Annotated in this window: 27 protein-coding genes and 2 pseudogenes; 11 read left to right on the top strand and 18 right to left on the bottom strand. The window is 75.5% G+C overall.

The genetic code is table 11. The features are described 5' to 3' along the window. Positions 1-57: 57 nt before the first annotated feature. Positions 58-597 carry an EF-hand domain-containing protein gene (locus tag IE170_RS14820; protein ID WP_189809826.1) on the bottom strand — a complete coding sequence of 180 codons (540 nt, stop codon included), beginning with the start codon at positions 595-597 and terminating at the stop codon, positions 58-60. Positions 598-850: 253 nt separating this feature from the next. Here IE170_RS14820 and IE170_RS14815 point away from each other — a divergent pair, with 253 nt between their 5' ends. Continuing rightward, positions 851-1,147, top strand: a complete 297-nt coding sequence (locus IE170_RS14815; protein ID WP_189809825.1) for a hypothetical protein — start codon at positions 851-853, stop codon at positions 1,145-1,147. Between the two features lie 48 nt (positions 1,148-1,195). On the opposite strand, the gene IE170_RS14810 is transcribed toward IE170_RS14815, so the two are convergent. The 5 genes from IE170_RS14810 to IE170_RS14790 form a co-directional block, all read right to left on the bottom strand. Beyond that, positions 1,196-2,743 (bottom strand): DUF4246 domain-containing protein, encoded by a 1,548-nt coding sequence (locus IE170_RS14810; RefSeq protein ID WP_373298988.1) that lies wholly within the window; start codon positions 2,741-2,743, stop codon positions 1,196-1,198. A gap of 82 nt (positions 2,744-2,825) precedes the next feature. Next, positions 2,826-4,181 carry a cytochrome P450 gene (locus tag IE170_RS14805; RefSeq protein ID WP_229884766.1) on the bottom strand — a complete coding sequence of 452 codons (1,356 nt, stop codon included), beginning with the start codon at positions 4,179-4,181 and terminating at the stop codon, positions 2,826-2,828. A gap of 14 nt (positions 4,182-4,195) precedes the next feature. Further along, positions 4,196-5,314, bottom strand: a complete 1,119-nt coding sequence (locus IE170_RS14800; protein WP_229884759.1) for a selina-4(15),7(11)-diene synthase — start codon at positions 5,312-5,314, stop codon at positions 4,196-4,198. 269 nt (positions 5,315-5,583) lie between these two features. Further along, complete coding sequence (locus IE170_RS14795; protein WP_229884757.1) at positions 5,584-6,957, bottom strand: cytochrome P450; 1,374 nt, start codon at positions 6,955-6,957, stop codon at positions 5,584-5,586. A gap of 227 nt (positions 6,958-7,184) precedes the next feature. Continuing rightward, positions 7,185-7,772 carry a cysteine hydrolase family protein gene (locus IE170_RS14790; protein ID WP_189809822.1) on the bottom strand — a complete coding sequence of 196 codons (588 nt, stop codon included), beginning with the start codon at positions 7,770-7,772 and terminating at the stop codon, positions 7,185-7,187. 73 nt (positions 7,773-7,845) lie between these two features. Between IE170_RS14790 and IE170_RS14785 the strand changes: the two genes are divergently transcribed. Both IE170_RS14785 and IE170_RS14780 read left to right on the top strand, forming a co-directional pair. Then, positions 7,846-8,859 carry a GlxA family transcriptional regulator gene (locus IE170_RS14785; protein ID WP_189809821.1) on the top strand — a complete coding sequence of 338 codons (1,014 nt, stop codon included), beginning with the start codon at positions 7,846-7,848 and terminating at the stop codon, positions 8,857-8,859. A gap of 57 nt (positions 8,860-8,916) precedes the next feature. Further along, positions 8,917-9,699: a 1-acyl-sn-glycerol-3-phosphate acyltransferase gene (locus IE170_RS14780; RefSeq protein ID WP_189809820.1), complete on the top strand. Its 783-nt coding sequence runs from the start codon at positions 8,917-8,919 to the stop codon at positions 9,697-9,699. Between the two features lie 92 nt (positions 9,700-9,791). On the opposite strand, the gene IE170_RS14775 is transcribed toward IE170_RS14780, so the two are convergent. Together IE170_RS14775 and IE170_RS14770 are read right to left on the bottom strand one after the other, a co-directional pair. Beyond that, positions 9,792-11,273 (bottom strand): hypothetical protein, encoded by a 1,482-nt coding sequence (locus IE170_RS14775; protein ID WP_189809819.1) that lies wholly within the window; start codon positions 11,271-11,273, stop codon positions 9,792-9,794. Positions 11,274-11,457: 184 nt separating this feature from the next. Beyond that, positions 11,458-12,945 carry a lipase family protein gene (locus IE170_RS14770; protein WP_189809818.1) on the bottom strand — a complete coding sequence of 496 codons (1,488 nt, stop codon included), beginning with the start codon at positions 12,943-12,945 and terminating at the stop codon, positions 11,458-11,460. 260 nt (positions 12,946-13,205) lie between these two features. On the opposite strand from IE170_RS14770, the gene IE170_RS14765 reads away from it, so the two are divergent. Then, positions 13,206-14,294, top strand: coding sequence for a hypothetical protein (locus tag IE170_RS14765; protein WP_189809817.1), 1,089 nt, complete (start codon positions 13,206-13,208; stop codon positions 14,292-14,294). Between the two features lie 27 nt (positions 14,295-14,321). Here IE170_RS14765 and IE170_RS32625 read toward each other — a convergent pair whose 3' ends face one another. The 3 genes from IE170_RS32625 to IE170_RS14755 all read right to left on the bottom strand — a co-directional run bounded on the left by IE170_RS32625 (position 14,322) and on the right by IE170_RS14755 (position 16,150). Further along, the gene (locus IE170_RS32625; RefSeq protein WP_223856415.1) at positions 14,322-14,870 is read right to left on the bottom strand and encodes an alpha/beta fold hydrolase; all 549 of its coding nucleotides are present in this window, start codon (positions 14,868-14,870) and stop codon (positions 14,322-14,324) included. Continuing rightward, on the bottom strand, positions 14,840-15,094 hold the full coding sequence (locus IE170_RS32620) for an alpha/beta fold hydrolase (protein WP_229884749.1): 255 nt from the start codon (positions 15,092-15,094) through the stop codon (positions 14,840-14,842). Before IE170_RS32620 ends, IE170_RS32625 begins: the two co-directional genes overlap by 31 nt. Positions 15,095-15,187: 93 nt before the next feature. After that, positions 15,188-16,150, bottom strand: coding sequence for a helix-turn-helix domain-containing protein (locus tag IE170_RS14755; RefSeq protein WP_189809816.1), 963 nt, complete (start codon positions 16,148-16,150; stop codon positions 15,188-15,190). A gap of 140 nt (positions 16,151-16,290) precedes the next feature. Here IE170_RS14755 and IE170_RS14750 point away from each other — a divergent pair, with 140 nt between their 5' ends. Continuing rightward, positions 16,291-17,331, top strand: coding sequence for a saccharopine dehydrogenase NADP-binding domain-containing protein (locus IE170_RS14750; protein ID WP_223856416.1), 1,041 nt, complete (start codon positions 16,291-16,293; stop codon positions 17,329-17,331). 503 nt (positions 17,332-17,834) lie between these two features. Here IE170_RS14750 and IE170_RS14745 read toward each other — a convergent pair. Beyond that, the gene (locus IE170_RS14745; protein ID WP_189809814.1) at positions 17,835-18,155 is read right to left on the bottom strand and encodes a hypothetical protein; all 321 of its coding nucleotides are present in this window, start codon (positions 18,153-18,155) and stop codon (positions 17,835-17,837) included. A gap of 330 nt (positions 18,156-18,485) precedes the next feature. Next, a complete protein-coding gene (locus IE170_RS14740; protein ID WP_189809813.1) occupies positions 18,486-20,189 on the bottom strand; it encodes a SulP family inorganic anion transporter in 1,704 nt (567 codons plus the stop codon). A 218-nt stretch (positions 20,190-20,407) separates the two neighbouring features. On the opposite strand from IE170_RS14740, the gene IE170_RS14735 reads away from it, so the two are divergent. The 6 genes and pseudogenes from IE170_RS14735 (at position 20,408) to IE170_RS14720 (ending at position 23,262) form a co-directional block, all read left to right on the top strand. Then, positions 20,408-20,872 carry a Crp/Fnr family transcriptional regulator gene (locus IE170_RS14735; RefSeq protein WP_189809812.1) on the top strand — a complete coding sequence of 155 codons (465 nt, stop codon included), beginning with the start codon at positions 20,408-20,410 and terminating at the stop codon, positions 20,870-20,872. Positions 20,873-21,034: 162 nt separating this feature from the next. Beyond that, a complete protein-coding gene (locus tag IE170_RS33390) occupies positions 21,035-21,322 on the top strand; it encodes a CBS domain-containing protein (RefSeq protein ID WP_308428396.1) in 288 nt (95 codons plus the stop codon). Then, positions 21,309-21,356, top strand: a pseudogene (locus tag IE170_RS33385) (hypothetical protein); the annotation flags it as partial. The gene IE170_RS33390 and the pseudogene IE170_RS33385, both read left to right, overlap by 14 nt. 79 nt (positions 21,357-21,435) lie before the next feature. Further along, positions 21,436-21,708, top strand: coding sequence for a BON domain-containing protein (locus tag IE170_RS33380; protein WP_308428401.1), 273 nt, complete (start codon positions 21,436-21,438; stop codon positions 21,706-21,708). A 32-nt stretch (positions 21,709-21,740) separates the two neighbouring features. After that, positions 21,741-22,613 carry a universal stress protein gene (locus IE170_RS14725; RefSeq protein WP_189809811.1) on the top strand — a complete coding sequence of 291 codons (873 nt, stop codon included), beginning with the start codon at positions 21,741-21,743 and terminating at the stop codon, positions 22,611-22,613. Between the two features lie 55 nt (positions 22,614-22,668). After that, positions 22,669-23,262, top strand: a complete 594-nt coding sequence (locus IE170_RS14720; protein WP_189809810.1) for a CBS domain-containing protein — start codon at positions 22,669-22,671, stop codon at positions 23,260-23,262. A gap of 10 nt (positions 23,263-23,272) precedes the next feature. Here IE170_RS14720 and IE170_RS14715 read toward each other — a convergent pair whose 3' ends face one another. The 5 genes and pseudogenes from IE170_RS14715 to IE170_RS14695 all read right to left on the bottom strand — a co-directional run bounded on the left by IE170_RS14715 (position 23,273) and on the right by IE170_RS14695 (position 26,470). Continuing rightward, positions 23,273-23,863, bottom strand: a complete 591-nt coding sequence (locus IE170_RS14715) for an Rv1733c family protein (protein ID WP_189809809.1) — start codon at positions 23,861-23,863, stop codon at positions 23,273-23,275. Between the two features lie 64 nt (positions 23,864-23,927). Further along, the gene (locus tag IE170_RS14710; RefSeq protein ID WP_189809808.1) at positions 23,928-24,377 is read right to left on the bottom strand and encodes a universal stress protein; all 450 of its coding nucleotides are present in this window, start codon (positions 24,375-24,377) and stop codon (positions 23,928-23,930) included. Between the two features lie 134 nt (positions 24,378-24,511). Further along, a pseudogene (locus tag IE170_RS14705) lies at positions 24,512-24,640 on the bottom strand (hypothetical protein); the annotation flags it as partial. A 64-nt stretch (positions 24,641-24,704) separates the two neighbouring features. Then, positions 24,705-25,397 (bottom strand): helix-turn-helix domain-containing protein, encoded by a 693-nt coding sequence (locus IE170_RS14700; protein ID WP_229884740.1) that lies wholly within the window; start codon positions 25,395-25,397, stop codon positions 24,705-24,707. Further along, positions 25,394-26,470: a zinc-dependent alcohol dehydrogenase family protein gene (locus IE170_RS14695; RefSeq protein ID WP_189809807.1), complete on the bottom strand. Its 1,077-nt coding sequence runs from the start codon at positions 26,468-26,470 to the stop codon at positions 25,394-25,396. Before IE170_RS14695 ends, IE170_RS14700 begins: the two co-directional genes overlap by 4 nt. Positions 26,471-26,566: the final 96 nt, after the last annotated feature.

The following is a 26,566-nucleotide window of genomic DNA, read 5'->3' as shown; positions in this document are numbered from 1 at the left end:
CGGGGGCGGCGGTTCGGCGCCGGACGGCCCCGCCGACCGCCCCCTGCCCCGCCGGGATCAGAGGCGGCCGAAGAAGTGGTTGCCGCGGGCGGTGTGGTCCTCGCTGGTGTAGTACTCCTTCATCGCGCGGCTGATCTCGTCACGGCTCAGCTGCCCGTCGCCGTCGGAGTCGAGCCCGTTGAACGCCTCCTCGAAGGTCTCCCGCGGCAGGCGGAACATGCCGTGGAGGAGGTCGGCGTACTCCTGGCGGCTGAGCATGCCGTCGCCGTCGCGGTCGCCGAGCTCGGTCCAGGCGTTGCTCATGCTCCTGATGCGGTCCCAGATCCGGTTCTGGTCGGTGACGATCCGGGCCCGGAACGCCGCCCGGAACTCCTGGCGGTCGACGCCGCCGTCGCCGTCGCGGTCCATCTTCTGGAAGACGGTGTCCCAGAGGTCCTCCAGGGAGCCGCGGAGTCCGGCGACGGCGTCCGGGGCGACGCCGAGCGACTCGGCGAGCTTGTCCGAGAGGCCGGTCACGTCCGACTTGCGCAGCCGTCCGTCGCGGTCCGCGTCGAAGACGTCGAAGGACCGGTCGAGCTTCATGTCCAGCACGCTCACAGCAGGCTTCCCCTTCACTCGGTTCGGTCCGCCGAATCTAGTCGGGCGAAGGGGCGGGCCTTGACCGTGATCACCCGTTTGGTGCGCAGCACACCCGCACGGGCGACGGCCTCCCGTTCAAACCCGTTCGCCTGCGGACCGGCGCGTGCGAGAGTGGGGCGGTCCTGCCGCAGGAACGGAGGGGGCGGACGTGCCGGGACGGGGGACGGGAGGCGGACAGCCGGTGTTCGGCCTGCCGAAGGAAGTCACGCTGATGGCCACGCCGGACGGCTGGCGCCACAGCCTGCTCACGGTCGACGACGGCATCGTCTGCGGCGGGGCCCCTCACGGCCTGACGGCCGCGGCCGGCCCGGACGCGGCCAGGGCCGCCGCGACTGCCTGGGTGGTCGGAGCGGCCCGCGACCTGCACGGGGTGGAGGTGGAGGTGGTCTGGGACACGACCTGGGACCCGGACTTCTCCAGCGGTACGGTCGTCCCCGCCGCCGGGGCGGAAGCGCCGGCCACCGCCCCGGGCGGGGAACGGCGCCGGCGACCCGCGCCCGGGGGGTGAGCTCGGGGCGCACGCGGCGCGCGCGCCCCCACGGCCCGTGGGGGGCCGTCAGTGCTCGCAGAGGGAGAACTCCCTCTCGTAGACCTGCTCGTTGTGCTCGGCGACGAAGAACTTGCGTTCCCGCATGAGCTCCTCGCGGTACTGCTTCGCCTGCTCCAGCGTCATGGTCGTGGTGTCGGCCCAGGGCTGCTGCGGGGGCACGTCGGAGGTCGAGACGATCGTCTCCGACGGGTCGACGAGGAAGAAGGCGAGGATCTTGCGGTGCCCGGGGCGGGTGGGGTCCGCGAGGCGGAACGAGTCGACGCGGTGCTGCAGGACGTTGGGGAACGCCAGACAGCGGCCCGCCGGCGTCGGCACCGATCCGAGCACCTGGTTCAGTGCGTCCTCGTTCTCCAGGCCGTAGACCTCGCGCACCCCGTTGTCGTCGTTCTGCTCGTAGTACGGGTCGTCGAGTGCCGCGCGGAAGCCCAGGCGGCTTTCGGTGATGTTCTCGCTGTCCCAGTAGTAGATGCCGGTCGAGACGATCCGCTCGTTCAGCATTCCCTCGACGTGCCAGGAGCCGCCCGGGTACTCGGGCTGCTCGGGGGTGAGGTGGACCGTGGCGAGCTTGACGATGACCTGGAGCCGGCGGCCGCGCAGGCCGACCCGGGAGGCGGCGTCGGGCAGCGCGGGCGGGGTGAACTCCGGGGCGTCCGGGACGACCGGGCTGCGGTTCTCCCACCAGTCGTCCTGGGCCGTCCCCCACGCACGGAGCGCCGCCTGGTAGGCCTCGTCGTCGTCGAACGCGGCCTTGTCCGGGCGTTCCGGTTCGGAGTCGTACCAGCCGTAGGGGTCCGCCTCGATCCGCAGGGGCCGCGGGTGCCGCAGGTCGGTGAGCACGTTCTCCAGCAGCGGGAGCATACGGGCGAACAGGTCGGGCAGGACGGCGGCGAGTTCCCGGTGCTCCTCGGGGTGCACGTTGTTGACGTACGAGCGGAACACGGCCTCGCCGTCGTCGCTGACGTCGACGTCGCTCGGCAGCCACTGGAACTTCTCGGAGAACTCGTGCTTCGAGTAGTGGTTCGTCGGGTTCCGCCAGGCCCGCTCGGGCCCGCCGCTCACATCCCGCACCAGGCAGAACAGCGAGGGGTGCACCAGGTCCAGGACCTGGCCGCCGGATCCGGGATGCCAGTCCTTCTCCTCCTCGGGGACCTCTTCCAGCACCCGCACCGCCTCGCGCAGCCGGGAGCGGAGCCCCGCGTCGACCAGGGTGTCCGACTGCCACACCCCGTCGACGGCGGACACCTCGATGCCGGTGCCGGGGTCCCGCAGCGCGGCGTAGTGCCCCAGCTCGGCGAGTACGTACGCCACTTGCGCCTCGGTGAGGCCTTGGGCGACCGCTTCCTTCGTCCACCTGGCGACGACCTCGGGGTCGTTCATCTTGTCGAACCACGCCGGCTTCGTCCGGATGTGCGCGCTGCACTGCATCATCTCGATCTCCCGCAGGGTGCGGGGAGTCGCGAACAGTGCGGAGCGCACGGATTCAAAGGGCAGGGGAAAAGCAGACTTGCCGGTCAATTGCCTCGGCCTTTCGGACGGATGTACGACGACGGGCACCCTAGCCGAGCCGACCGACACCCCGCCCGCCCGCCGGCCCCGCGGTCAGGCCGACTGCGGAGCCGGCGTACGGACGAGGGTGTCAGCGGGCGGTGCCGCGGGGGTGGACTTCCATCGGCACGTGATCCGGGTGGGCCATCGCGGACGCCGCTTCCCGCGGGCTGTGCCCGGGGCTCGGGCGGAGCTGCCACCGGGACAGGACCGTCGCCAGGACGATGGTCGCCTCCGTCCAGGCGAACGCGTCCCCGATGCAGCGGCGGTTGCCCGACCCGAACGGCACGAACGCCTCGCGGGGGATGTCCCCCCGCCGCTCGGGCAGCCACCGGTCGGGGTCGAAGCGGTCCGGGTCCGCGTACAGCGCCGGGTCGCGGTGGAGGGCGTAGAGGCTGAAGGCGACCTCCGTGCCCGCAGGGAGGCGGAAGCCGCCCAGCTCCACTTCCTCGGTGGTGCGGCGCATCAGCAGCGTCACTCCGTGGAGGCGGATCACCTCGTCCAGCACACGCCGGATCCCGACCAGCCGCGGTACGTCCGCGATGGTCGCCGGGCGGCCTTCCAGGACCTCGTCGACCTCTGCCACCAGCTGCTTCTCGACCTCCGGGTGGCGGGCGATCTCGTGGAACGCCCAGGACAGGGTGGAGGCCGTGGTCTCGGTGCCCGCGAAGAGGATCGTGACGAGCTCGTCGCGGACTTCCTCGTCGGTGAGTGCCTCGCCCGTGTCGGCGTCCCGTGCGTCGAGCAGGACCGACAGCAGGTCGCCTCCGCCCTCCTGCCGCTCGCCCGACCGGCGGGTGCCGGCGATCACGTCGTCGATCACCTGGCGCATGCTGCGGGCCGCGGCGTCGAAGGCGCGGTTCGGCGGGATCGGGAGGTGGTCGAGCGCCTTGGGCGAGGCTGCCCGGAGCAGCATGTTCTTCAGGATCACCGGCAGGTCCCGGCGCACCGCCTCCACCGCGGGCCGCCCGATGTCCGTGGAGAACATCGTCGCGGCCAGGATCTCGACGGCCAGCTCGCCCATGACCTGCTCGACCGCGATCGTCTGCCCGGGCGTCCAGGAGTCGGCGAGGGCGCGGGCCCGGCTGCTCATCGTCTCGGCATAGCCGGCGATGCACGTCTGGTGGAACATCGGCTGGATGAGCCTGCGGTGCCGGCGGTGGACGTCGCCCCCGGCCGTGGCCAGCCCGTTGCCGACCAGTGGCCGCACCCGGTCGTACAGGCGGCCCTTCTCGAAGGCCCGCGCCTGGCCGACGGTGACGTCGCGGACGAGGGCCGCGCTGGTGACGACGTACATGGGCATGCTGCCCAGGTCCACGCGGACGAGGTCGCCGACCTCCCGGAGCGACCGCAGGAACGCGAGGGGGTCGCGTCCCAGCTTCACGGCATGGCCGAGCAGGGGCACCCGCCCGGGCGCGGGCGGGATCGATTCCAGCCCTTGGGGCACGGTGAATCCTTTCATCAGGGGGTGGGCGCGAGCAGGGCGGACATCGGCATGCGGGCGCTCGGCACGCGCCGGTGCGGCTCCCGGAGCAGGTCCCACCACCAGGAGATGGCGGGGATCTCCAGCGGCTCGGCGTCATCGACGACGGGCGTCTGCCGGAAGCTGGTGGGGAGGCTGGCCGGGTCGTCGGGGGTGGTGTAGCGGTGCGAGGACACACCCCAGTCCTGGGAGCCCCGGATGAAGCTGCCGAGCCCCTGGAGGTACGTGCGCAGTTGCGGGCTCGCCTGGTCGACGAGGCTCTCCTGCAGGCGCATGAAGAGGCACATCACGCGGTCGCGCTGCTCTATGGCCGTGGCCAGCGCCTGATCGGGCGTCAGGTCGCGCTCCTCCTGCAGGACGCGGATGACGTTCAGCCAGTAGCCCTCGCCCCGGCTCTCCTTGTGGTGCGAGAAGAGGTCGTTGTCCCAGGTGATGACGAAGGAGGCCATTTCGGTGGCCGCCCGGACGTACGGCTGGTCGCGCTCGTGCATCGGCAGTTCGTACCCGTGCCCCATCTCCAGCAGCGGGTACACCACGGTCGTCGCACCGTCGTAGAGGCGCATCAGCGTGTAGTCGGCCAGGGACGGCACCGTCCCCTCCCGGCGGTGGGAGGCCTCCCACACGACGGAGAAGAAGTACTCGCGCAGGGCGTTGCACCAGGCCGCGGCCTGGCTCGCCGTGCCGTGGCGGGAGACCCGGCGCGTGAGGTCGCGCAGCCCGTCGGCGAGGCAGTCGCCCGGGAGCATGGGCGCTTCGGGGTTCTGCGCCACGCGCAGCAGGCGGTGGAGCACGCCCGCGAGGTCTCCCGGTCTTCGCCCGAGCGCGCCCTCTTCGCAGAAGCCGTCGTCGACGGCGAAGAGCCAGAGGACGAAGTCGGCGAGGAGGGCCACCACCGGCTCCTGCCCCGCGGGCAGGATGCGGGCGGCGAAGGTGCCGATGCTGTGGCGCAGGAGGCGCGTGCGCAGCTCGTCGGACCCCACCTGGAAGGCTTCCGCCCACGCCGCGGTGTGCGCTTCGACAGCCTCGTACCGCGGGTGGATGGCCGGCGGGATGGGCGTGTAGATGGGCGGGACTATGAGTCCCGGCTCACTCTTCACTCGTAATCGCCTTTCAGCCGTCGTGCGACGCAACTACCGGCCTGCGCGCAGCTGGCGTCGGTGAGGCTCCCAGCTAAGCCTGGCGCCATGCACGAGTGATCATCATCCCGGCGCATCGTACCCATCGGAACTGGCGCGTCCAATAGTGCCCGCACATGGCACGTGCAGGTGGGGGCGGTCAAACCACCAGGCTTGGGGTGAGCGGCACAACACCGGCGCCTGTTCGCCGGTCGGCGCCGGGTGGCCGCATCCGCCAACTGCGCCTGCAGTCAGTTCAGTTTGAGCAGGGACTTCCACCAGGGGCGACGGGCCGTCCCGCCGTGCTGCTGCCCGTGCTGCCGCGCGCCGGCGGCGAAGGCGGAAGCCGGCGGGTGCGCCGCGGCGTCCGGCTGCGCGGTGTCGGCCAGGGTGACCCGGCGGGGCGGGAACCGCACCGGCAGCGAGTTCACGCGGGTGGACACCCAGGAGGTGGTCAGGCTCAGCTCGTCGGCCGCGACGCGCAGTTCCAGGCCGGGCAGTTCGGAGAGGAGCGTGTCGATGCCGGCTTCCGCGATGGCCCTGCCGATGTCCCGGCCGGGGCACTCGTGCGGGCCGCTGCTGAAGGCCAGATGGGACCGGTTGCCGTGGACGGGGACGGACAGGTCGGAGCGGATGTCCGGGTCGACGTTGCCGGCCGCGAGCCCGAGGAGCAGCATGTCTCCCTGTCGGATCGGCTGGTCGCCGAGGACGGTGTCGCCCGTCGCCCAGCGTCCGGGGACGACCGACAGGGGCGGCGCGTCCCAGAGGACCTGCTCCAGGGCGTCCGGGAGGGTCATGTGGCCGCCCGCGAGGCTGGCGCGGAACCGCGGGTCCGTGAGCACCATGCGGAGGGTGTTCGCGATCAGGTTGACCGTGGTCTCATTGGCCGCGACGAGGACGAGCCGCAGGTGCTCCAGCACTTCGTCGTCGGTGAGGTTGGAGGCGTGGCCGATCAGCCAGCTGGCGAAGTCACGGCCGGGAGAGCCCTTCTTCTGCTGCACGAGTTCGCGCAGGGTGTCGACCAGGAAGTCGTTGCTCGCGAGCGCCGTCTGACTGCCCTTCATCAGGTCGAGGCAGGCGCTCACCAGGTGGGGCCCGTACCGGTCGGGCATGCCCAGGAGCTGGCACATGACGAGCATCGGCAGCTTCTCCGCGTACTGCGCGACCAGGTCGGCCTGACCGGACAGGGCGAACGCGTCCACCAGCTGCTTGGTGTGCCGCACGACGTACCGGCGGATTCCGCGCCGGTCGACCTGCGCGAGGCTGTCGGTGACGGCGCCGCGCAGCCGCTCGTGCTCCGCGCCGTCCGCGAACACGCAGATGGGCTGCCAGCCGACCGTCGGGCCCAGGGGCGAGTCCGGAGAGACCCGCCCCTCCTGGAAGGCGGTCCAGCGGCGCGAGTCGCGCGAGAACAGGGTCGGCTTGCGCATCACTTCGAGGTTCTCGCGGTGCCCCAGCACCAGCCAGGCCGGGAGGTCACCGTGCAGGAGCACGGGCGCGACGGCGCCGTGCCGGGCGCGCAGCTGCTCGTAGAAGGCGGACGGTTCCGCCAGCGCCTCGGGGCCGTAGAGCCTGGCTATACCCGAGCCGCCCTGAACGTGCGCAGGGCAGCCCGGTGGCGGCACCGCGCCATGGCCGTGTCCCGGGTGTTCTGGACGCAAGGTACTCACAGGGCCTCCGTAGCCGCGGCTGAATGGGGTTGAGGACACGCGCTGCGCGGAGCGGCCGCGCGTTCTCGTGTCACCGGCACCGGTCCGACAACCGCACCACGGCAGTTGTACAAGATCCAAGCACCTCGCAGCATAACGGCGGCGAATTCCGGCCACCCACCGCGCGGCATCCCGCCAGCGGATCAGGTGCGGGCCGCGGTCGTCAGGGCCGCCGTGGTGACCACGCGGGCGAAGCCGCCGCCGTGGAGGGAGACGGCCGTCGCGCGGGCCAGCTCGTCCGCCGTCAGGTGCAGGCCGTCCGGGCCGGCCAGGTCGAAGGTGTGGGTGGCGTCGAGGGCGAAGAGGACGTCGTAGCCGAGGTTGCCGGCCATGCGGGCGGTGGTCTCCACGCACATGTTGGTCTGGATGCCGGCCAGCACGATCCGGGTGATGCCGGCCTCCCGGAGCCAGGCGTGGAGGTCGGGGGTGCCGTAGAACGCCGAGTTCACCGACTTCGTGACGAGCAGCTCGGGGCCCGCGCCGATGCCGCGCCCGGCTTCCACGTAGTCCTTGAAGGCGTTCCCCGCCGAGCCGGCCCGCAGGGGCGAGTCCGGGCTGACCGAGTCGTGCCGGACGAAGACGAGGGGCCTGCCCGTGTCCTTCCAGACCGTGATCAGCGCGGCGATGTTGTCGTCGGCCGCCGGGTTGTTGCGCGGGCCCCAGTAGGCCGCGTCGTCGAAGCCCTTCTGGACGTCCACCACGACCAGGGCTGTGTTCTCCGTGATCTCCATGCCGCCATCCTGCCCCTCCCCCGGGCCCGCTTCCAGACGGCAGGAAGACGGCGGTCGATGGTTTACTGCCACCATGAACCGACCGGCGCCGGCCCACCGCATCGCCCTGCTCGCCTTCCCGGGCATCCGCGCCTTCGACGTCTCGGTCATCACGGAGGTGTGGGGCGTGGACCGCACCGACCGCGGCGTGCCCGCCTTCGAGCTGCGCCGGGTCGCCGCCGGGCCCGAGCCGGTGCCCATGCGCGGCGGGCTCGCCCTCACGCCGGACCGCACCCTCGCCTGGCTGCCGCGCGCCCGCCTCGTCCTCGTCCCCGGCCTGGACGAGCACACCGCGCCGGCGCCCGAACCCGTCCTCGCGGCGCTGCGCCGCGCCCACGCGCGCGGGACCGCCATCGCCGCCCTGTGCGGGGGCGCGTTCACCCTGGCCCAGGCGGGGCTGCTCGACGGCCGCCGGGCGCTGACCCACTGGGCGCTCGCCGACCTGCTGCGCGCCAGGCACCCGCGTGTGCGGGTCGAGCCCGACGCCCTGTTCGTCGAGGACGGCAACGTGTGGACCTCCGCCGGCACCGCGGCCGGCATCGACCTGTGCCTGCACCTGGTCCGCACCGCCCACGGGGCGGAGGCCGCCGCGGCCATCGCCCGCTCGATGGTCACCGCGCCGTTCCGGACGGGCGGCCAGGCCCAGTTCGTCGAGCGCCCGACGCCCCGCACCGACCGCGGCGCGGACGCACTGGCCGACGTACGGGCGTACGCCCTGGCGCACCTCGACGAGCCCCTCGGCGTCGCCGCGCTGGCCGCCCGCGCGGGCATGTCGCCGCGCTCGTTCGCCAGGAACTTCGCCGCCGCCACCGGGACCACGCCGCTGCGGTGGCTCCTGGAGCACCGCATCGCCGCCGCGCAGAAGCTGCTGGAGCGCACCGACCTGCCCGTTCCCGAGGTGGCCCGGCGGGCCGGGTTCGGCAGCGAGGTGACCATGCGGCAGCACTTCGCGTCCCGCCTGGGGACCAGTCCGCGCGCCTACCGCGCCTCGTTCGCAGGGGAAGGGTCGAACCAAGAGCCGAATTCCGGATTCGCGGCCTCCTCGTGATCACACCGGCTCCGCCGCCGTTGGTGGTGGAGGCAGTGTTCGAGAAAGAGGGTTCCCGTGTCCGAGAGCATCATCGACGTCGTCGACATCGCGAAGAGCGAGCTCCGCTTCCTCCGGCAGGTGCTCGGCGACGCCGGGGAGAACGCCTGGGAGCGGCTGCTCGAATGGTTCATCGACGACTGGTTCCGGCTGGACGTGTTCGGGCTGGAGAACGTGCCCGCCGAGGGGCCCGCCGTGCTCGTGGCCAACCACTCCGGCGCCTGGGGGCTGGACGCGTTCGTCATGCAGAAGGCGCTGCTGCGTTCGCTGCGGCGGCCCCTGCAGGTGCTGGCCGCGCCGTTCGTCTTCCACCTGCCGGTGCTGGGGCCGTACGCGGCACGCAAGGGCGCCGTGCCGATCGACCTCCGGGCCGGCATGGAGCGCCTGGCCGGCCGCGAGCTGATCGCGGTGTTCCCCGAGGGGGTCTCCGGGCTGGAGAAGCCGTTCCGCGAGCGCTACCGGCTCCAGCCGTTCAACCCCGGGTTCGCGGTGGCCGCCCTGCACACGGGGGCTCCGATCGTGCCGGTCGCCGTCATCGGGGCCGAGGAGTCCTCCCCGCGGATCGGTGAGCTGCCCGCGCTCGCGAAGTTCCTCGGCGTTCCGTCCTTTCCGCTGACGTCGTTCTTCCCGCTGCCGGCGAAGTGGCTGATCGCCATCGGGGAGCCGATCGCCCCGCCCGAGCGGCCGCGGGGTATCGGGGCCCGCTCGGCGGCCGCCCGGCGGCTGGCCGAGGAGGTGCAGGGCGTCGTGCAGGAGATGGTCGTACGGGAGCGGGGGCGGCGGGACGCGCTCGTACGGTAGCCGCGGCGGCCGGGCGGGGCGGACCGACGGGCCGGCCGGGCGGCCGCCCGGCCCGCCCGGCCCGCCCGGCACTGCCGGCCGGCCGGCTGCGGTCAGTCGGCGAGGTGGCGGGCGGCCTCGCGGATGTCGGAGGCGGCGCGCGTGCACCGGTCGGCGTGCTCCAGCAGCCGCATCCGGAAGCGCTCGCGGGTCTCGTTCCCGTCCCAGCCGGCGTCGGCGGCGCAGGCGGCGAGGCTGCGGGCGTGCCGGTCGAGGCGGTCGGCGCCGGCGCGGGCCGACGCCGCGTACGAGGCCGGGGTGTCGGCGCGCGCGGGCGGCGCGGCGGGGTGCGCGCCGGCGGCGGGGAACGCGAGCAGCACGGTGTGCGGGGCCAGGGTGAGCGGCATCCGGTCGGGGGTCAGCGCGGGCGCGAGCAGGGCGGGCCGTGTGGCGTCGGCGTCCTCGGTGAAGAACCGGACGACCGCCTCGGCGACCCGGACGGCGACCGCGGCGGCCGCGCAGCCGGTGGGCGATCCGCACAGTGGTGACGGCCCGCCGGCCGGCAGCGGCTGCGGTTCCGCCCCCGTGTCGTCGGCGGGGTCGGTGGCGGTGCGCAGCCAGCCGGGAGCGGCCAGGATCTCGGTGCCCGCCTCGACGGCGAGGCCCTCCCAGGCGAACCGGGACCGGACCGGGTGCACGGCGGCGGCGACCGGCGGGAAGCGGTCGAGGGCGAGGGCCACGGCGGCGGCCGGGCCGCCCGCCGCTCCCGGCATGCCCGCGGCGGTGAGGGCCAGCGCCTGGAGGGCCGTGGTGACGGCCGCCTCGGAGACCACGGCCAGCGTGTGGGCCAGGGCCTCCTCGGGCCGGCCGGCGTCGGTCGGGCGGCCGTCCTCGGCGCGGGCGGCGGGCACGGCGGGGCCGGTCGCGGGACGGGCCGGGAAGGCGGCCAGGGAATCGGGGTCCGGATCTGCCAGGTAGGGGGCGAGTCGCCGGTGCACGGCTGCCGCCCGGGACTCGTAGGCGTGGCTGCCCGCGGCCTCGGCGGCCCTGCGGAGCATCTCGCCGAGCAGTGTGTCCTCGGCCGCGGCCGCTCCTGCCACCACCCGGCGGGCGGCGCGCAGCAGGCCCGGCCGCCACGCCTCCCACGTCAGGGCGTGGTCGTCGCGGCGGGCGGCGGCCAGCCGGCGGAGTTCCCCGGCGAGCGGGCCGGCGAGCGCGGCGTCGGGCAGGGCCTCCTCGGGCGGGGCGGGGAACGGCAGCGGGTGGTGGGGGTGCAGGCCGTGCCGGCGCCCGGCCTCGTCGAGCCGGACGGCGGGGGCGAGCGCGCCGGCGGCGGCGCCGGCGGCGAGGAGCCTGGCGGTGTCGGCCGGCCCGAGCGGGACGAGGAACGAGCCGAACGGGGTCCGCAGCCGGACGGGGCGCCCGGAACGGCTGCGCCGCAGGTGGGCGAGGACGCCGCGGGCGGCGCCCTCGCAGGTGAGGGAGTCCAGGCCGAGGGCGCGGGCCGGCGCGTCCGACCAGGGCAGGCGGCGGGCGAGCAGGGCCGCGCTGAACACGGCGTTCTCCAGCGGCAGGGCGGTGGCGGGGGTGGTCATCGGGGGTGGTTCTCCCTCGGGTCGTACGGGGGGACGGGCTCGGGGGCGCGGCAGCAGCGGGCGGGGGCGTGCTCCGGGGCGGGGCCGGGGGCGCGAGCGCGAGCGGGTGCCTCTTCCGGCGCCCGAGCGGCGCCTGGCCCGGGAGCGGGCGCGGGGCGGGGCGCCGGGCCCGGCGCGGAGCCGGTCACCTGTCGCGGAGCATGTACGGCTGGTTGCCGATGATCTCGCCGTCGTAGCTGCCGATCAGCGCGTTCACCCGGTCCCGGTGGTGGGCCAGTTCGCCGCGCAGGCTGTCCGAGTACGCCTGCGGGGCGTGCGAGAGCGGGTAGTCGTAGGACTCGTCGAGCCAGGAGAGCTCGACCCAGCTGTCGGGGACGTCATGGGGCGAGGCGGGGCCGCGGCCGTCCAGGGTGGGGATGACGTCGTGCTTGTTGACGAGGCTGACGACCCGGGTGGTGTGGTCGGCGGGCCGCTTGTTGTCGATCGGCGAGCCGAGGGTGACGACGTGGGTGATGCGGTACTCGGAGGCGACGTCGAGGTCGGTGGCGAGGTTCATCGCGGTCAGGCCGCCGAGGCTGTGGCCGACCATCATCAGCTCCGACCCGGCGGGCACCCCGGCCCGCTTCAGGAGCTTCTTCGCCGCCCGGGTGTAGGTGGTGTCGGTGCGCAGACAGCCGTCGAAGGCGCCGACCAGGTCCTGCGGGGTGCTGTTGCTGAGCAGGCCGAAGCTGGTGCCGGGGAGCAGCAGCACGTGGCGCACGGCTCCGTCGGTGCAGGCGATGCGGCGCAGGAGGACCAGGCCGTGGTTGCCGAGGGCGCCGATGTCGTTGATGTAGCTGACGATGTCGTTGCGGGAGGTGCCGAGGACCTTGGCGAGGATCGGGTCGGGGTCGGCGCGTTCGGCGCGGCCCGGGCCGGGGTTGAGGTGCTTGATCAGGGAGCAGGGCAGGCCGAAGAGGGGGTCGGTGGTGGGGACGCCGCCCGCGAGGGTCACCCAGGAGAAGCTGTCGTTGACGGGGTTCTCGTCCAGCAGGCCGATCAGGGCGAGGAGTTCCATGATGACGGGGCTGATGGTGGTGAGGGCGCGGGTGACGCCGAGCCGCTCGACGAGGGCGTGGAGGGCGCGTACGGCCTCCAGCCGGTCGCCCGCGACGAGCGCGTCGGTGAGGCGCCGGGCGTGGGAGGAGCCGAGGTTGGGGTGGGCGGCGGTGGCGGCCTCGATGCGCAGGGCGAAGGCGTCGACGGCCATGGCGACCGCGGCGGGCCGGCGGCGGGTCAGGTTGCCGGCGATGCGGGCGGCTTCGCCGACGGCGCCGCCGTTGGCGGCGAAGCCGAGACCGGCCCGGCTGGTCAGGGCGCGGAGGCAGGACAGGGCCGTGCCGGCGGCCCAGGCGGGGCGGCGCAGGGCCTGAAGGGCGAAACCGCCGCCGGTCAGGGCTCCGGTGAGGTGGGCGCCGGCCTGGCGGGCGGCGAGCGCGGCGTCGGCGAGGAGGAGGGAGGCGGCGATGAGGAGGTCGCCGTCCGCCGGGGCGGCCGCGGGGCTGCCGGCGGGACCCGTCTCGGGGAGGGCCGGGGTGTCGCAGGGCCCGGGGAGGGGGTGGGCGTCGGGGGTGTCCTCCCGCCGTCCGTCTTCGAGCTGCCGGGGGGATGCGCCGGTCGCCTGGGGTGTCACGCTGCAACCTCTCGTCGTCTGAAGCCGCTGTTCGCGACGCATGGTGGCACCGAACGGGGACGCCTCCGGCGCGGCGGAGCGCATGCTCCCGCGCGCACGACGCCCGCCGCACCCCGCACGCCCCGCCGCCGTTGGGGTACCGGCCCCTGCGCAGCCGTTCACGGGTCCGGCTCGTCGGGGGGTGACGGGAGCGGGACGCGGTTGACGCGCGGCGGGGAAAGCGCTGGCGGCGGGAGTGGGCGGCTTGCGAGCATGCGGGGATGGACACAGCGGGGAACGAACCGATCGACGTGGTGCCGCTCGGCACCGTCCGGGCGCGGGGCACCGTCGAGGGGCTCGCCGGAGGGCGGCTCCTCGTCCGGTCGGGCGGGCTGCTGGAGGTGCACGGCCGGGAGGAGTTCCTCGCCGGCGCGGCCGCCGGCCCGGTCGCCTCCCTCCGGGTGGAGGAGCATGAGCGGGCGGCGGCCACCCCCGACGGCGGGTTCCTGGTGGCCGGCGCGGCCTCCGTACGGGCGGTGGGCCCGGACGGCGGGACGCGGTGGGAGTTCGCCCACGACCCGTGGCACGGCACGCCCCGCGCCCGGTCCGCGCCGGCGCTCAGTCCGGACGGCCGCCTCGTCGGCGTCGTCGTGCCGACGCCGGAGCCCGACCCGGCGCAGGCAGCCCTGGTGTACGACGCGGAGCCGGGGCAGAACTACGTCTGGGACCGGCTGCTGTTCCTGGACGCGGCGACCGGCGGGGTCGTGGGCCGGCAGCAGCTCCGCTCGCTGGCGTCGGGTGCGGTGCTGGGGTGGCGTCCGGACGGCGGCGCCCTGGCGGTGTCGTGCTGGACCGCCTGGCACAGCTGGTCGACGTGGTGGGCCGAGCCCACCGGGTCCGCGGACGCCGACGACGGGATCCGCATCGTCGGCGGTACGTGGATGCACGCGCTGGCGGGCTTCCTCCCCGGCTCCCGCACGCTGACCCAGCGGTACGCCGAGCACGTGTGGCCGGACGACGACCGCGACGAGCTGGCCGTGTACGACACCGGTTCCGGCGGGCGGGTCGCCCTGCTCGACCTGGCGGAGCTGGCCCTCGACCCGGAAGAGGACGAGTTCCGCTCCGCCGAGGTCCTCGACGGCCGCCACGTCCTCGTGCCGGGCCGTGTGTTCCCGGCGGGCGGGCCGCCGCAGACGCGGCACTGGCTGGTCGACGCGGCGGCGCTGCGCCCGCTCGGCCGGCTGGCGTACCCGGCCGCCGTCGGCAGGGACGTGACGGTCCTGGGCGACGGCACCTGGCTCACCGAGGACGAAGACGGGCACCTGCGCCGCTGGGCGCTGGAGCGTACGGAGCCCCCCGCCTCCGGCTGATCCGGGCGGCCCCGTCCGGTCAGCCGGTCAGCGCAAGCCGTCGAAGAATGCGCGCAGGTCGGCGACGAGCGCTGCGGGGTCTTCCATGGCGAGGAAGTGCCCGCCGCGGTCGAGTTCGGTCCAGCGGGTCACGTGGTGGTCTCGTTCCGCCCAGCGGCGGACGGTCACGTCGCGGGCGGAGAGCAGCACCGCGGTGGGGACCGCCCCCCGCGCGGGGGCCGCGTCCCGGCCGCCTCCTTCCCCGCCCGTGTCGCTCCGGGTTTTCGCCGTCATCTCCTCGTAGTAGATCTGGGCCGACGAAGCGGCGGTTCCGGTCAGCCAGTACAGGGTGGCGGTGGCCAGGAGGCGGTCCGGGTCGGTCCCCGCCCCGGACGCGCCGCCTGCCGGGTCGGCGAGTTCCTCGAACCTCTCGGCGATCCAAGCCAGTTGGCCGACGGGCGAGGCCTTGAGGGCGTACGCCACCGTCTGCGGGCGCTGGGAGTTGCACTGGAGGTAGCTGTCGTCGGCATCCTGCAGGGCCTGCCAGCGCCGCCGGTCGGAGTCGGTCAGGCCGTCGAGCTCGCCGTCCTCCCCCACGGGAAGGTGATCATGGCGTTGACGTGGACGCCGATGACGCGTTCCGGCTGCTGCGCGGCCATCTGCGGCGCGATCCACGATCCGGTGTCGTAGCCGTGGACTCCGTAACGCCCGTACCCGAGACGGGGCATGAGCCCGTCGAGGACGGCCGCGGTGCGGGCCGCGTCCATCCCGGGCCCGGCCAGCGGGGTGGAGAAGCCGAATCCCGGCAGGGAGGGGATCACGAGGTGGAAGGCGCGGGCCGGGTCGGCGCCGTGCGCAGGCCGCGCGGTGCCTCGACGCCGTACGCGCGGCACCGGCGCGGGAGGAGGCCGCCCTCAGAACGGGGCGGTGAGGTCGGGGCGGCGGAGGCGGAAGGTGCGCCGGTAGGTGTCCGGGGGGACACCCAGGGTGCGCTGGAAGTGGCGGCGCAGGGTGGTGGCGGTGCCCATGCCGGTGGCGGCGGCGATCGCGTCGACGGTGTCGTCGGTCGTCTCCAACAGGGCCTGGGCGCGCCGGATCCGCTGGGTGTGGAGCCACTGGAGCGGGGTGGTGCCGGTCACGGCGCGGAAGTGGCGGGTCAGTTGGCGGGAGCTCATCGCGGCCCGCCGGGCGAGGTCCTCGACGCCGAGGGGCCGGTCGAGCCGCTGGAGGGCCCAGGGGAAGAGTGCGGCGAGCGGGTGGCTGCCGGGCTCGGGGAGCGGGGTCGTCACGAACTGGGCCTGGCCGCCCTCACGTTGGGGCGGGACGACCAGGCGGCGGGCGAGCGCGTTTGCGGCCGTCGAGCCGTGGTCGAGGCGGACCAGGTGCAGGCACAGGTCCATGGCGGCGGCCTTGCCGGCGGAGGTGAGGACGCTGCCGTTGTCGACGAACAGGACGTCCGGGTCGACGGTGACCCGCGGGTGGCGGGCGGCCAGGTCCGCGGCGTGCGCCCAGTGCGTGGTCGCCCGGAGCCCGTCCAGCACGCCGGCTGCGGCGAGGACGTACGCGCCGGTGCACAGCGAGACGATGCGCGCGCCCGCCCGGTGGGCGGCGCGGACCGCGTCGACGAGCTCCGCGGGCGGCGCGGCCGCGGTGTCCGCCCAACCGGGGACGATCACGGTGTGCGCCCGGGGCAGGGAGTCGAGGCCCGCGTCCGGCTCCAGGCGGAACCGGCCCGCACTGACGGCCTCGGGGCCGCACAGGGAGAGCTCGTACCAGGGGTCCGCGATGTGGCGCAGGTCGGAGCCGAACACCTCCAGGGCGAGGGCCATTTCGAAGTGGAGCATCCCGTCGGTGACGGCCACGGCCACTGCAGTCATGTCGGAAAGTGTACGGGTGGTGTCGTTCCCGACACTCGCCGGGCTGCCGGGGCGGTGGCGAGGATGGGCGTGTTGCCGGAGCCCGCCGCAGTGGCGGGCCGGTCGTTCGAGAGTGGGGATGGTGTCCGATGGGATCGGCCATGGGTTCGGCGAGGGGATCGGCGCGGACGGTCGCGGTGTTCGGCGCGTACGGGCACACCGGGCGCTTCGTGGTCGCGGAGCTCCTGCGGCGCGGGTTCTTCCCGGTGCTGTCGGGGCGGGACGCGGCGAAGCTCGCCGAGGCGGCCGCCGGGACGGGCTGCGAGGCCCGGCCGGCGGCGGTCGAGGACCCGGCCTCCCTGGACCGGGCGCTGGCCGGGACGGCGGCCGTGGTCAACTGCGCAGGGCCGTTCGCGCACACGGCCGCCCCGGTGGTCGAGGCGGCGCTGCGCGCCGGGATCCCGTACGTGGACGTGGCCGCCGAGATCGAGGCCAACGCCGACACGTTCACCGCCTTCGCCGACCGGGCCCGGCAGGCGGGCACGGTGGTCCTCCCGGCGATGGCCTTCTACGGGGCCCTCGGCGACCTGCTGGCCACGGCGGCGCTGGACGGCCGGACCTCGGCGGACGAGGTGCACGTCGCCTACGCGCTCAGCAGCTGGCACCCCACCGAGGGAACCCGCAGGGCGGGCGCCGTCTCGCGGGAGCGGCGGGGCGGCGGGCGCGTCGTCTTCACCGGGGGCGGGCTGCGGTACCGGCACGACGCCCCCGCGAGCGCGCAGTGGGACTTCCCGCCGCCCGTCGGGACGCAGGAGGTGATCGCCGAGTTCACCATGGCGGACGTGGTGACCGTGCCCAGCCACCTGGACGTGCCCGAGGTCCGCACCTACATGACGGTCGGAGCGGCGCGGGAGGTCGTGTCGGCGGACTCGCCCGCGCCGGCGGCGGTGTCCGCGGACGGCCGGTCCGACCAGACGTTCACGGTGGACGTCGCCGTGCGGTACGGCGGGACGCAGCGGCGGGCCGTCGCCCGCGGCACCGACATCTACGCCGTCACCGCCCCGCTGGTGGTGGAGGCCGTCGACCGCATCCTGACGGGCCGCACCCGGACGGTGGGCGTCGCGTCCGCGGGCCGGCTCTTCGACGCGGCGGACTTCCTGCGCGCCCTGTCGGGCCACCTGAGGGTCGACCTGCCCGCCTGACGACCGGCCGGGGCCTGGGCGTCGGGGCGCCCGGGTCGTGGGGTGGGAGGGAAGGGCCGTCCCGTGCGCCTCAGAGCGCTGCGGCGGGGTCCCGACCGGAACGACCAAGGAGTCCGCCATGCCTGCACCCCGCCACACCGTGGACATCCGCCGCGCGGTGCCGACGGGGGTGGTGCCCGCCGGGGGCTCGACTCCTCCGTCCCGGACGGGGTCGTCACCCTCGGAGCCGCCGGAGGACCCGGGCCCTGGTGCCGTTGCCCGGCGCGCTCCGTCCACGCCGCCGAGGCGGTCGCGGACGTGCGCATCGGGGGCGGCGGACGGCCCCGGCCACCGCGCGGGCCGCCGCCGTACCGGACACCTCCCGGCTGCAGGGCAGCCGGGCGTCAAGCGCGGTGCCCAGGTGGCGGTGATCGCCGCGCAGGTCCGCCGCCGGCAGCGGAGGACCGGGAACGGCGCCGCGCCGCCGAGGCGGCGCTCCCCGCCGGCCCGGCGGGCAGCCGGGCTCAGCCGCCGGCCTGCGTGGGCGCGCCGTACGCGGCCCGGGCGGCCGCCGGGAGCGTGAAGGGGACCGCCCCGCCGGCCCGTACCGCGTCCACCGCCCCCTGGTGGACGGTGCGGCAGACCTCCGGCGTGGGGCAGGGCACGGGGCTGCCGGCCAGCGGGTGCCACTCGGTGTCCCCCACGTACTGGACGGCGACGTGCGCCTGCTGCGACTCCCACGTGGTGCGCACCGCGAGCTCCCCGGCGAGCGTCCCGGCCTCCGCCGTGCGCACGCCTCCGGGGCCCGTGAACACCCCCGTGGTGGTCCATGTCGTGGATGCCATGTCAGTCACCTCGGCAGCGGGAGCGGTGGGTGGTGTGTCTGCCATGGTGCCCCTCGGGGGCGGATGCCGCCAGGGCCGCGCGGTCCCGCGGCGGCGGCCGCCCGGCCCCGCGCGGTGCGGGGGCGGGACCTGCGGTGAATCGCATGGTGCGGTCCGCGGCATCGCGGTGCGGGCCGCCGGCGCGGGCCTCGGTCCCGAGGCGGCCCGTCGGCGGAGCCGTGCCCGACCGGATCCCGAGGACGGCGGTGCGTCTCCCGGCCCCTTCCGGGCAGGGGATGTCGGCGTCCGGGCGGTCCCTCCCCCGCCCGGACGGCCGGGGTGGAGGCTCCTTCACTCCCCTGGCCCGTCTCCCCCGGTGCGCTGCCAGGCACGGTACGCGGCGACCGCGGTCGGCAGGGTGGGGAAGATCCGGTCCGGGCCGACGGCCTGCGCCAGCCCGTAGGCGTCGAGGGCTCCGCGCAGATCCTGCTTGACCCGGGCGAAGGCGAACACGACGCCGCGGTCCGAGAGTTCGGCGCGCAGGGCTTCGACGGCGTCGAGGGCGGTGATGTCGACCTCGACGTTGGCCTCGGTGTTCAGGACGAACCAGCGGACCGGATCCCGTTGTGCGTCGACGGCGGCCAGCGCGCGGTGGCGGAAGTCCTCGGCGTTCGCGAAGAACAGCGGGGAGTCATAGCGGTAGACGACCAGCCCGGGGATCGTGCGCGCGTCCGGGTAGTCGTCGACGTCGTGCATGCCCGCCAGTCCGGCGACCGTGCCGAGGACCGCGTCGTGGGGCCGGGCGACTCTGGCGAGGAGTTCGAGGACGGACAGGGCGACCGCGACCAGGACGCCGTAGAGGACCCCCAGGGCGAGGACGCCGAGCGTGCAGCCGAGGGCCAGCAGCAGCTCCCGGCGGCGGAAGTCCGCGAGGCGGCGGAACTCTCCCGCCTCCAGCAGGCGGAGCGCGGCGTAGACGACGATCGCGCCGAGGGCCGCGTCCGGGGTCCACGCCAACAGCGGGCCGAGGAAGAGCAGAACGGCGGCGACGCAGACGGCGCCGAGGAGCGAGTATCCCTGCGTGCGGGCTCCGGCCGAGTCGGCCAGGGCCGTGCGGCTGGCGCTGCTGCTGACGGGAAAGCCCTGGAAGGCGCCGGCGCCGAGGTTGGCGGTGCCCAGGGCCAGCAGTTCGCGGTTGGAGTCCAGCGGGACGGGGTCGTCGCGCCGGGCGAAGGAGCGGGCGGTCAGCACCACGTCGGTGTAGCCGACGAGGAGGACGCCGAGGGCGGGCAGGACCAGGTCGGCGAGGTCGGCCGGGCGGGGCAGGGCGAAGCCGGGCAGCCCGGTCGGCACGGCGCCGATGACGCCGATGCCCGGGCCCTCGTCGAGCCCGAAGGCGGCGACCGCCGCGGTGGCGAGGACGAGCACCACCAGGGGGCCGGGCACGGCGCGGGACAGCCGGGGCAGGACGAACAGCAGGGCGAGGCAGCCGGCGGACAGGGCGGCGGTCGGCCAGTGCACCTGCGGCAGCTGCCCGAGGAACACGGCCAACTGCGGGAAGAACCCCGATCCGCCGCCTTCGGTGCCGACGAGCTTGGGCAGTTGGTCCACGAGCATGAGGCCGGCGACCCCGGCCAGGTAGCCGACGAGGACGGGTCTGGAGAGGAGGTCGGCGACGAAACCGAGCCGGACCGCCCAGGCGGCCAGGCACAGCAGCCCGACGGTGAGGGCGAGGGCCGCGGCGAGACCCGCGTAGCGCGCGGGGTCGCCGGCGGCGAGCGGCCCCACGGCCACCGCGGTCATCAGCGCGGTGGTCGACTCGGGGCCGACGGACAGCAGCCGGGAGGAACCGCTCAGGGAGTACAGCACCATGGCGGGCAGGACCGCCCAAAGCCCGGCCACCGGGGAGAGGCCGGCGACGCCCGCATAGGCCATCACCTGCGGTACCAGGTAGGCGGCCACGGTGATGCCCGCCAGGGCGTCGCCCTTCAGCCAGGCGGGCCGGTAGCCGCGGAAGGCGGGCGGCACGGGCACTGTCCTGCCGGGCACGGGCATGGCACCTCCGGGCTGGCGACGCGGGCGTTCGCGCGACCATCGTGCCGCACCGGCGGCCGTGCGGCGGTGCCAGCACGCGGACGGAGCGGCTGCAGGGTTCCACCGCTGCCCGCGCGGCCGCCGCCAGGGCCGTTCGGACCCGGGGAGGGCCCGCAGGGCCCGTGCGGGGCGGCGGCGCAGGGCCGAAACTGGAGGGACCCGAACCAGGGAGGCCGTCCATGAGCACCCCCTCTCCCACCCGAATCGCCACGGCGCTGCCCGCCGAGCACCGCGCCCGCCTGATGGAGGCGGCCCGCGAGGTGAATTTCGCCGAGGGGACCCGCATCTTCCGCGAGGGCGGCCGGGCGGACCGGTTCTGGATCGTCCGCTCCGGCACCGTGACCCTCGACGTCCACGTGCCCGGACGGCGTGCCGCCGTGGTCGAGAGCCTCGGCGCAGGCGAGCTGGTCGGCTGCTCGTGGCTGTTCAAGCCCTGCACCTGGCGGCTGGGCGCCGAGGCCATGACCCCCGTGCGGACCTACGAGTTCGACGCGGAGCAGGTGCGGGCGCTGATGGACGCCGACCCGGCCTTCGGGTACGCCGTCGGCCACTGGGTCGGCCAGGTCCTCGCCCACCGCCTGCACGCCACCCGGATCCGGCTGCTCGACCTGTACGCCCCCTACGGCAGCGGCAGCGGCATCTGACCCCGCGGCGGGCACCCGCCTGCGGTCGGGGTCCGCTGGTCCGTCCGGCCCCGGGACGGGCCCGTTCGGCCCTCGCGCCGCGCCCGCGCCCCGGCGGATCGTGGACGGCACGTCCGCACGGGGCGTCTGCCGCGTACGGCGGCGGCACGGCAGGAGGGCCTCATGAAGCACACCAAGGCGGCGGACCTGATGACCGGCGAGGTCGTCTCCGTCACGCCGGACACCTCCTTCAAGGACATCGTGAAACTGCTCGCGCAGCACGACGTCTCCGGGGTGCCCGTCCTGGACGCGGAGGACCGGGTGGTGGGCGTCGTCTCGCAGACCGACCTCCTGGCCGGCGCTCCGGCCCTGCTGCCCGGCCCGCAGGACGCCCCGGACGGGCGATCGGCGGAGCCCCCCGGCGGCGGGCGGCCTCATGTCCGCGCCGGCGGTCACCGTGCGCGCCGGTGACGGCGCCGCCGACGCGGCGCGCCTCATGACGCGCCGGGGCATCGAGCGGCTGCCCGTCGTGGACGTGGAGGGCCGGCTCGTCGGCATCGTCACCCCGCCGGGACCTGCTCCGGGTGTTCCTGCGTCCGGACGCCGAGATCCGCCGCCGCGTCGGCGAGGTGCTCGCGGACGCCGCGGAGGTACCGGACGGCGCCGTCGAGGTGCACGTCGTGGACGGCGTCGTCACCCTGGACGGGACGGTGGCCCGCCGCAGCCGGCTCCGCCTGCTGCTCGACCTCGTCGAACGGCTCGACGGGGTCGTCGCCGTCGCCCCGCGCGTGACGGCCCTCTCCGACGACACCGCCGGCGCCACCGCCGGGCGGGCGCGACAGGCGATGCCGTGGTGACGCCCGGCTCCCCGAGGAAGGAACCCCTCCCGATGGACGACCACGTGACGGCCGGCGTCGACGGCTCGCCCGAGAGCCGGGCGGCAGCGCTCTGGGCGGCCGGTGAAGCCGTGCTGCGGCGGGTTCCGCTGCGGCTCGTCCACGCCGTCGACTGGCCGCTCGACCCGGTGTTCCCCGGGGTGGGCGGGCAGGACGCGGACCGGTGGGCCGACCGGGTGCTGGCGGATGCGGCGGAGGAGCTGCAGCGGCGCCATCCGCAGCTGGAGATCACCACCCGCTGTCCCACGGCCCGCCCGGCGGCCGCCCTCGCGGCGGAGGCGGCGGACGCCGCACTGCTGGTGCTCGGCTCGCGCGGCATCGGCGGACTGGTCGGCTTCCTGGTCGGCTCGGTCGCGCTGGCGGCCGTCGCGGCGACCGACACGCCCGTCGTCCTCGTGCGCACCGCCGACGAGGCTCAGGACGGTTCCGACACCGATGCCGGTGCCGGGATCGTCGTCGGCGTCGACATCCACGAGGCGGGCGACCGGGTTCTCGACTTCGCTTTCGAGGAGGCGGCCCGGCGGGGCTGCGCGCTGCGGGCGGTCCACGGCTGGAAGCTGCCCCCGGCCTACACGTACGTGCCGTTCTTCGACCCGGACGACGAGCGGGACATCGGCCGGAGCGTCACCCGCACGGTCGACGACATGCTGCTGCCCTGGCGGCGGAAGTACCCGGCCGTGGCGGTCACGAGCAGCGTGTTCCGGGGGTCTCCCGGCGAGCGGCTCGTCCAGGAGAGCCGCGGTGCGGGCCTGGTCGTGGTCGGGCGGCGCCGACGCCGCTCCCCGCTGGGCCCGCACCTGGGCTCGGTCGCCCACGCGGTGCTGCACCACGCCGCCGCCCCCGTCGCGGTGGTCGCGCATGACTGACGGCGGCCCCGGGGAGCAGGGCGGGCGGCCCGGCACGCCCGCGGGGAGGGCCGGCATGCGGCACCGCAGCGTCGCGGACCTGATGACGCCCCACCCCGTGGCCGTCCGGGCGGAGACGGCGTTCAAGGAGGTGGCCCGGCTGCTCCACGAGTACGACATCACGGCCGTGCCCGTGGTGGACGGGGACGGGCACCCCGTGGGCGTCGTTTCGGAGGCCGACCTGCTGCGCCGCCGGGCCGGCGGCACGTCCGCGGCGGGCGAGCTGATGTCGAGTCCCGCGGTGACGGCCCGCCCGGAGTGGAGCGTGGTCCGCGCGGCGCGCGTGATGCAGCGGCACGGGGTCAAGCGGCTGCCGGTCGTCGGTGCGGACGGCCGGCTGGTCGGCGTGCTCAGCCGCAGCGACCTGGTGCGGCTGTTCCTCCGCCGCGACCAGGCCATCCGCGAGGAGATCGTCGAGGACGTGATCGTCCGCACGCTCCGCATCGCCCCCTCGTCGGTCACCGTGGACGTGGACGACGGCGTGGTCGTCCTCAGCGGGACGGTGCCCAGGGCGGAACTGCTGCCCGTGGTCGAGCGGCTCTGCCAGAGCGTCGACGGCGTCGTGGACGTCGACAACAGGCTCGCGGGCCCGGACGCCGGCCCCGCGTGACGGGCCGCCGTCAGCCGTCGCCGGGACCGGGCCGCAGGCGACCGCTCCACAGGGGCTCGACGTCCTCCCACTCCGCTTCCCAGGCGCGGGCGCTGCGCGCGTCGACGGCGCGGAGGCCGACGCGGACGAGGGCCCCCGACACGAGGAGCACCCCGGTGGCCGCCGCCGCGCCGAGGAGGAGCGCCTCCAGGGCCAGCTCGGCGGTACCGGGCGGTGCGGAGGCGACGGCGCCCCGGTCGTCGACCCACACGCGGACGGCGTCGCCCTTGCGGGTGCCGGGCGGGACGGGCACGGTGCCGGTGTGCGCGCGGCCGGGCGGGTACTGCCAGGTGGCGGAGGCGGCGGTGGAGGTCCGGTCGCTCGGCCAGTCCCCCGAGCGGTAGCCGGTCGTGCCGACGGTCGTGGCCGTCACTGCGTGCCGCTCGCGGGCGAGCGCCTCGGCGGCGCGGGTGCCGTCGGACCAGGAGGCGTACCCGGCGGCGGTCCCGCAGACGGCGGCGATCAGGCAGGCCGCGGCGAAGGCGCGGCGCAGCCACGTGCGGGCGCGGTCGGCGCTGCGCAGGGGCGGCCTGCCTCCCGCTCCTGTCGTCCGGTCGTCCATGGCGCACCTCCGCCCTGCGTACGTACCGGTGGCCGGACCGCCGTCCGGGCGGTGGGCCGGGCGCTCACCCCTCGGGCGCCTCCGGGCGGACGATGGTCACCGGGCAGGGGGCGTGCAGCGCGACCTGCTGGCTGACCGAGCCGAGCAGGGCGCGCCGGAAGCCGCCGCGGCCGCGGCTGCCCACCACCAGCATGTCGGCTCCTCTCGCCGCGTCGACCAGGACCTCCACGGGGTGGCCGTGGACGAGGCGCTCGCGGACCAGGGAGGCGCCGTCCTCGCCGAGCACCGTGCGGACCTCCTCGACCAGGCGCCGCTCGGCGTCCTCCTCGTCGAACGTCGTGTCCACGGCGGGGGCGGACCACGACGCCTCGCCGGGGACCTCCCAGGCGGTGACGACCTCCACCCTGCCGCCGACGAGCCCGGCGTACCGCACCGCCCAGCGAAGGGCGGCCCGGGAGGAGGGCGACCCTTCCACGCCCACCACGATCCGCGGAGTCTCCTGCTGCGTGCTCATGCCCCACTCCTTCCGACTCCCTACGTCCAGCGTGGGCGAGGCGGGTGCGGTCCGCCACCGAGCGGGGGCGGCGCCGGGGCGGCCCTCCCCGGGCGGGGCGGCGTGCCGCGGGGTCACCGGGCGGGCAGTCGGAGCAGCGTGAGGTACGGCAGGACGAACAGCCCGTCCCGGAAGACGCGCCCGCGGTACGCCTCCCCGTGCAGGCCCCGGGCGGGCACGCCGGCGTCGAGCTCCGCGCCGTGCGGGGAGAGGGCCTGCTGGACGCGGAGGTACTCCTGGCGCCAGGGGCTGTTCACGGCCTGCGGTCGGCTTCGGAGCCCCGGCCCGTCACCCGTGCACCACGCGGCGGCCGGTGAGCCGGACGGGGGTCAGCTTCATCCAGTGGACGCGGATCCCGCCCGCCCACGGGTGGGTGCGGGCGGTGACGACGAGGTGCTGGCGCTCGTCGGGGTCGGTGACGGCTTCGAGCAGGCCGACGGCCTGCACGCTCCAGCCCTCGGCGGTGACGTCGTCGATGTGGTCGACCTCGAAGGCGGCCTCGGTCCCGCCCGCCCGGGCGGCGGCCGTGTCGGCGGCCGTGCGGAAGACGATGGCGGGGCCGGCCGTCATGTAGTTGACGGGCAGCACGGAGGGGCCCTCGGCGGTGAACACCGCGATCCGCCCTACCCCGTGGGTGCCCAGCAGCCGCCGGCACTCGGCCTCGTCCAGGGGGACCAGGGCCGAGTCGCGGCGGGGCTCGGCCCGTCCCGGCGCCCGGTCGGAGCTGGCGCCGGTCAGGTCGTCGACGGTGACCCCGAGGGCGTCGGCGACGCGGATGAGGGTGCCGATGGACGGGGAGGCGGCGTGCTCCTCCAGGTAGGCGATGTAGTTGGCGTCCGCTCCGCACCGCCGGCCCAGTTCCTCCCGGCTCAGGCCGAGGGAGGCGCGGCGGGCGGCCAGGCGGCGGCCGAGGTCGGTGCGGCCGGCGGGGGCGCCGGAGGCGGGTCGGGGGGTGTGCGGGCTGCTCTTCACGGTGATCACTGCTCCCGGGGCGGTACGGCGAGGGTGTCGTGCTGGGGGCCGCCGAGGACGACCTTGAGGGCGCCGGTGTCGCCGGCGCGGGAGAAGACGTCGTACGCCTCCTCCATCCGGTCGAGCGCGAAGCGGTGGGTGACCAGCGCGGCGCCGGGCAGGCGGCCGGCCGCCGCCATCCTGAGCAGCATCGGCGTCGAGTGGGTGTCGACGAGGCCGGTGGTGAGACTGACGTCCTTGATCCACAGGTCTTCGAGGTGGAGGACGGCCGGCTTGCCGTGGACGCCGATGTTCGCGACGCGGCCGCCGGGGCGGACCATCCGGGTGCACAGCTCGAACGTCTCGGGCAGGCCGACGGCCTCCATCACGACGTCCGCGCCGAGTCCGTCGGTCAGGTCCGCCACCAGCCGCTCGGGCTCCTCCCGCGCGGTCGCGGTGGCATCGGCGCCGAGCCGGCGGGCGGCTTCGAGACGGGAGGCCGCGAGGTCGACCGCGATGATGCGGAAGGGGCTGTAGAGGCGTGCGGTGGCGATGGCGGCCAGGCCGACGGGGCCGGCGCCGACCACGGCGACCGTGTCGCCGGGGCGGACGCCGCCGCTGAGGGCGCCGACCTCGTACGCGGTGGGGAAGATGTCCGCGAACAGGACGGCCTCGTGGTCGGCGAGGGTCCCGGGCAGCGGGTGGACGGAGAGGTCGGCGAAGGGGACCCGCACGTACTCCGCCTGGGTGCCGTCGACGAGGTGGCCGAGGATCCAGCCGCCGCCCCCGCGGCACTGGCCGTAGCGGGCCTCGCGGCAGAACCGGCACCGGCCGCAGGCGGAGATGCAGGAGACCAGGACCCGGTCTCCGGGGCGCACGCTGCGGACGTCGCCGCCGGTTTCGACGACGGTGCCGACGGCCTCGTGGCCGAGGATCCGGCCGGGCGCCACCTCGGGTACGTCGCCCTTGACGATGTGCAGGTCCGTGCCGCAGAGGGCGACGGCGTCGACGCGGACGACGGCGTCGGCGGCGTCCTCGACCGAGGGGTCCGGGACGTCCTGCCAGGAGGTCTGTCCGGGCCCGTGGAAGACGAGTGCCTTCATGGCGCGGCCTCCTCTCTTGTGCACGGAGGTGTCGATGCCAGGCTGTCCTGCGGGCCCGGCGCCGCGCTCGGGCCGGTCGGGCCCCTCCGGGGGCCG

The sequence above is a fragment of the Streptomyces toxytricini genome (assembly GCF_014649915.1).
Taxonomy (GTDB): Bacteria; Actinomycetota; Actinomycetes; order Streptomycetales; family Streptomycetaceae; genus Streptomyces; species Streptomyces toxytricini.
The sequence above is the reverse complement of the archived record's forward strand: the minus strand, read 5'-3'. Positions and strand labels throughout refer to the sequence as shown.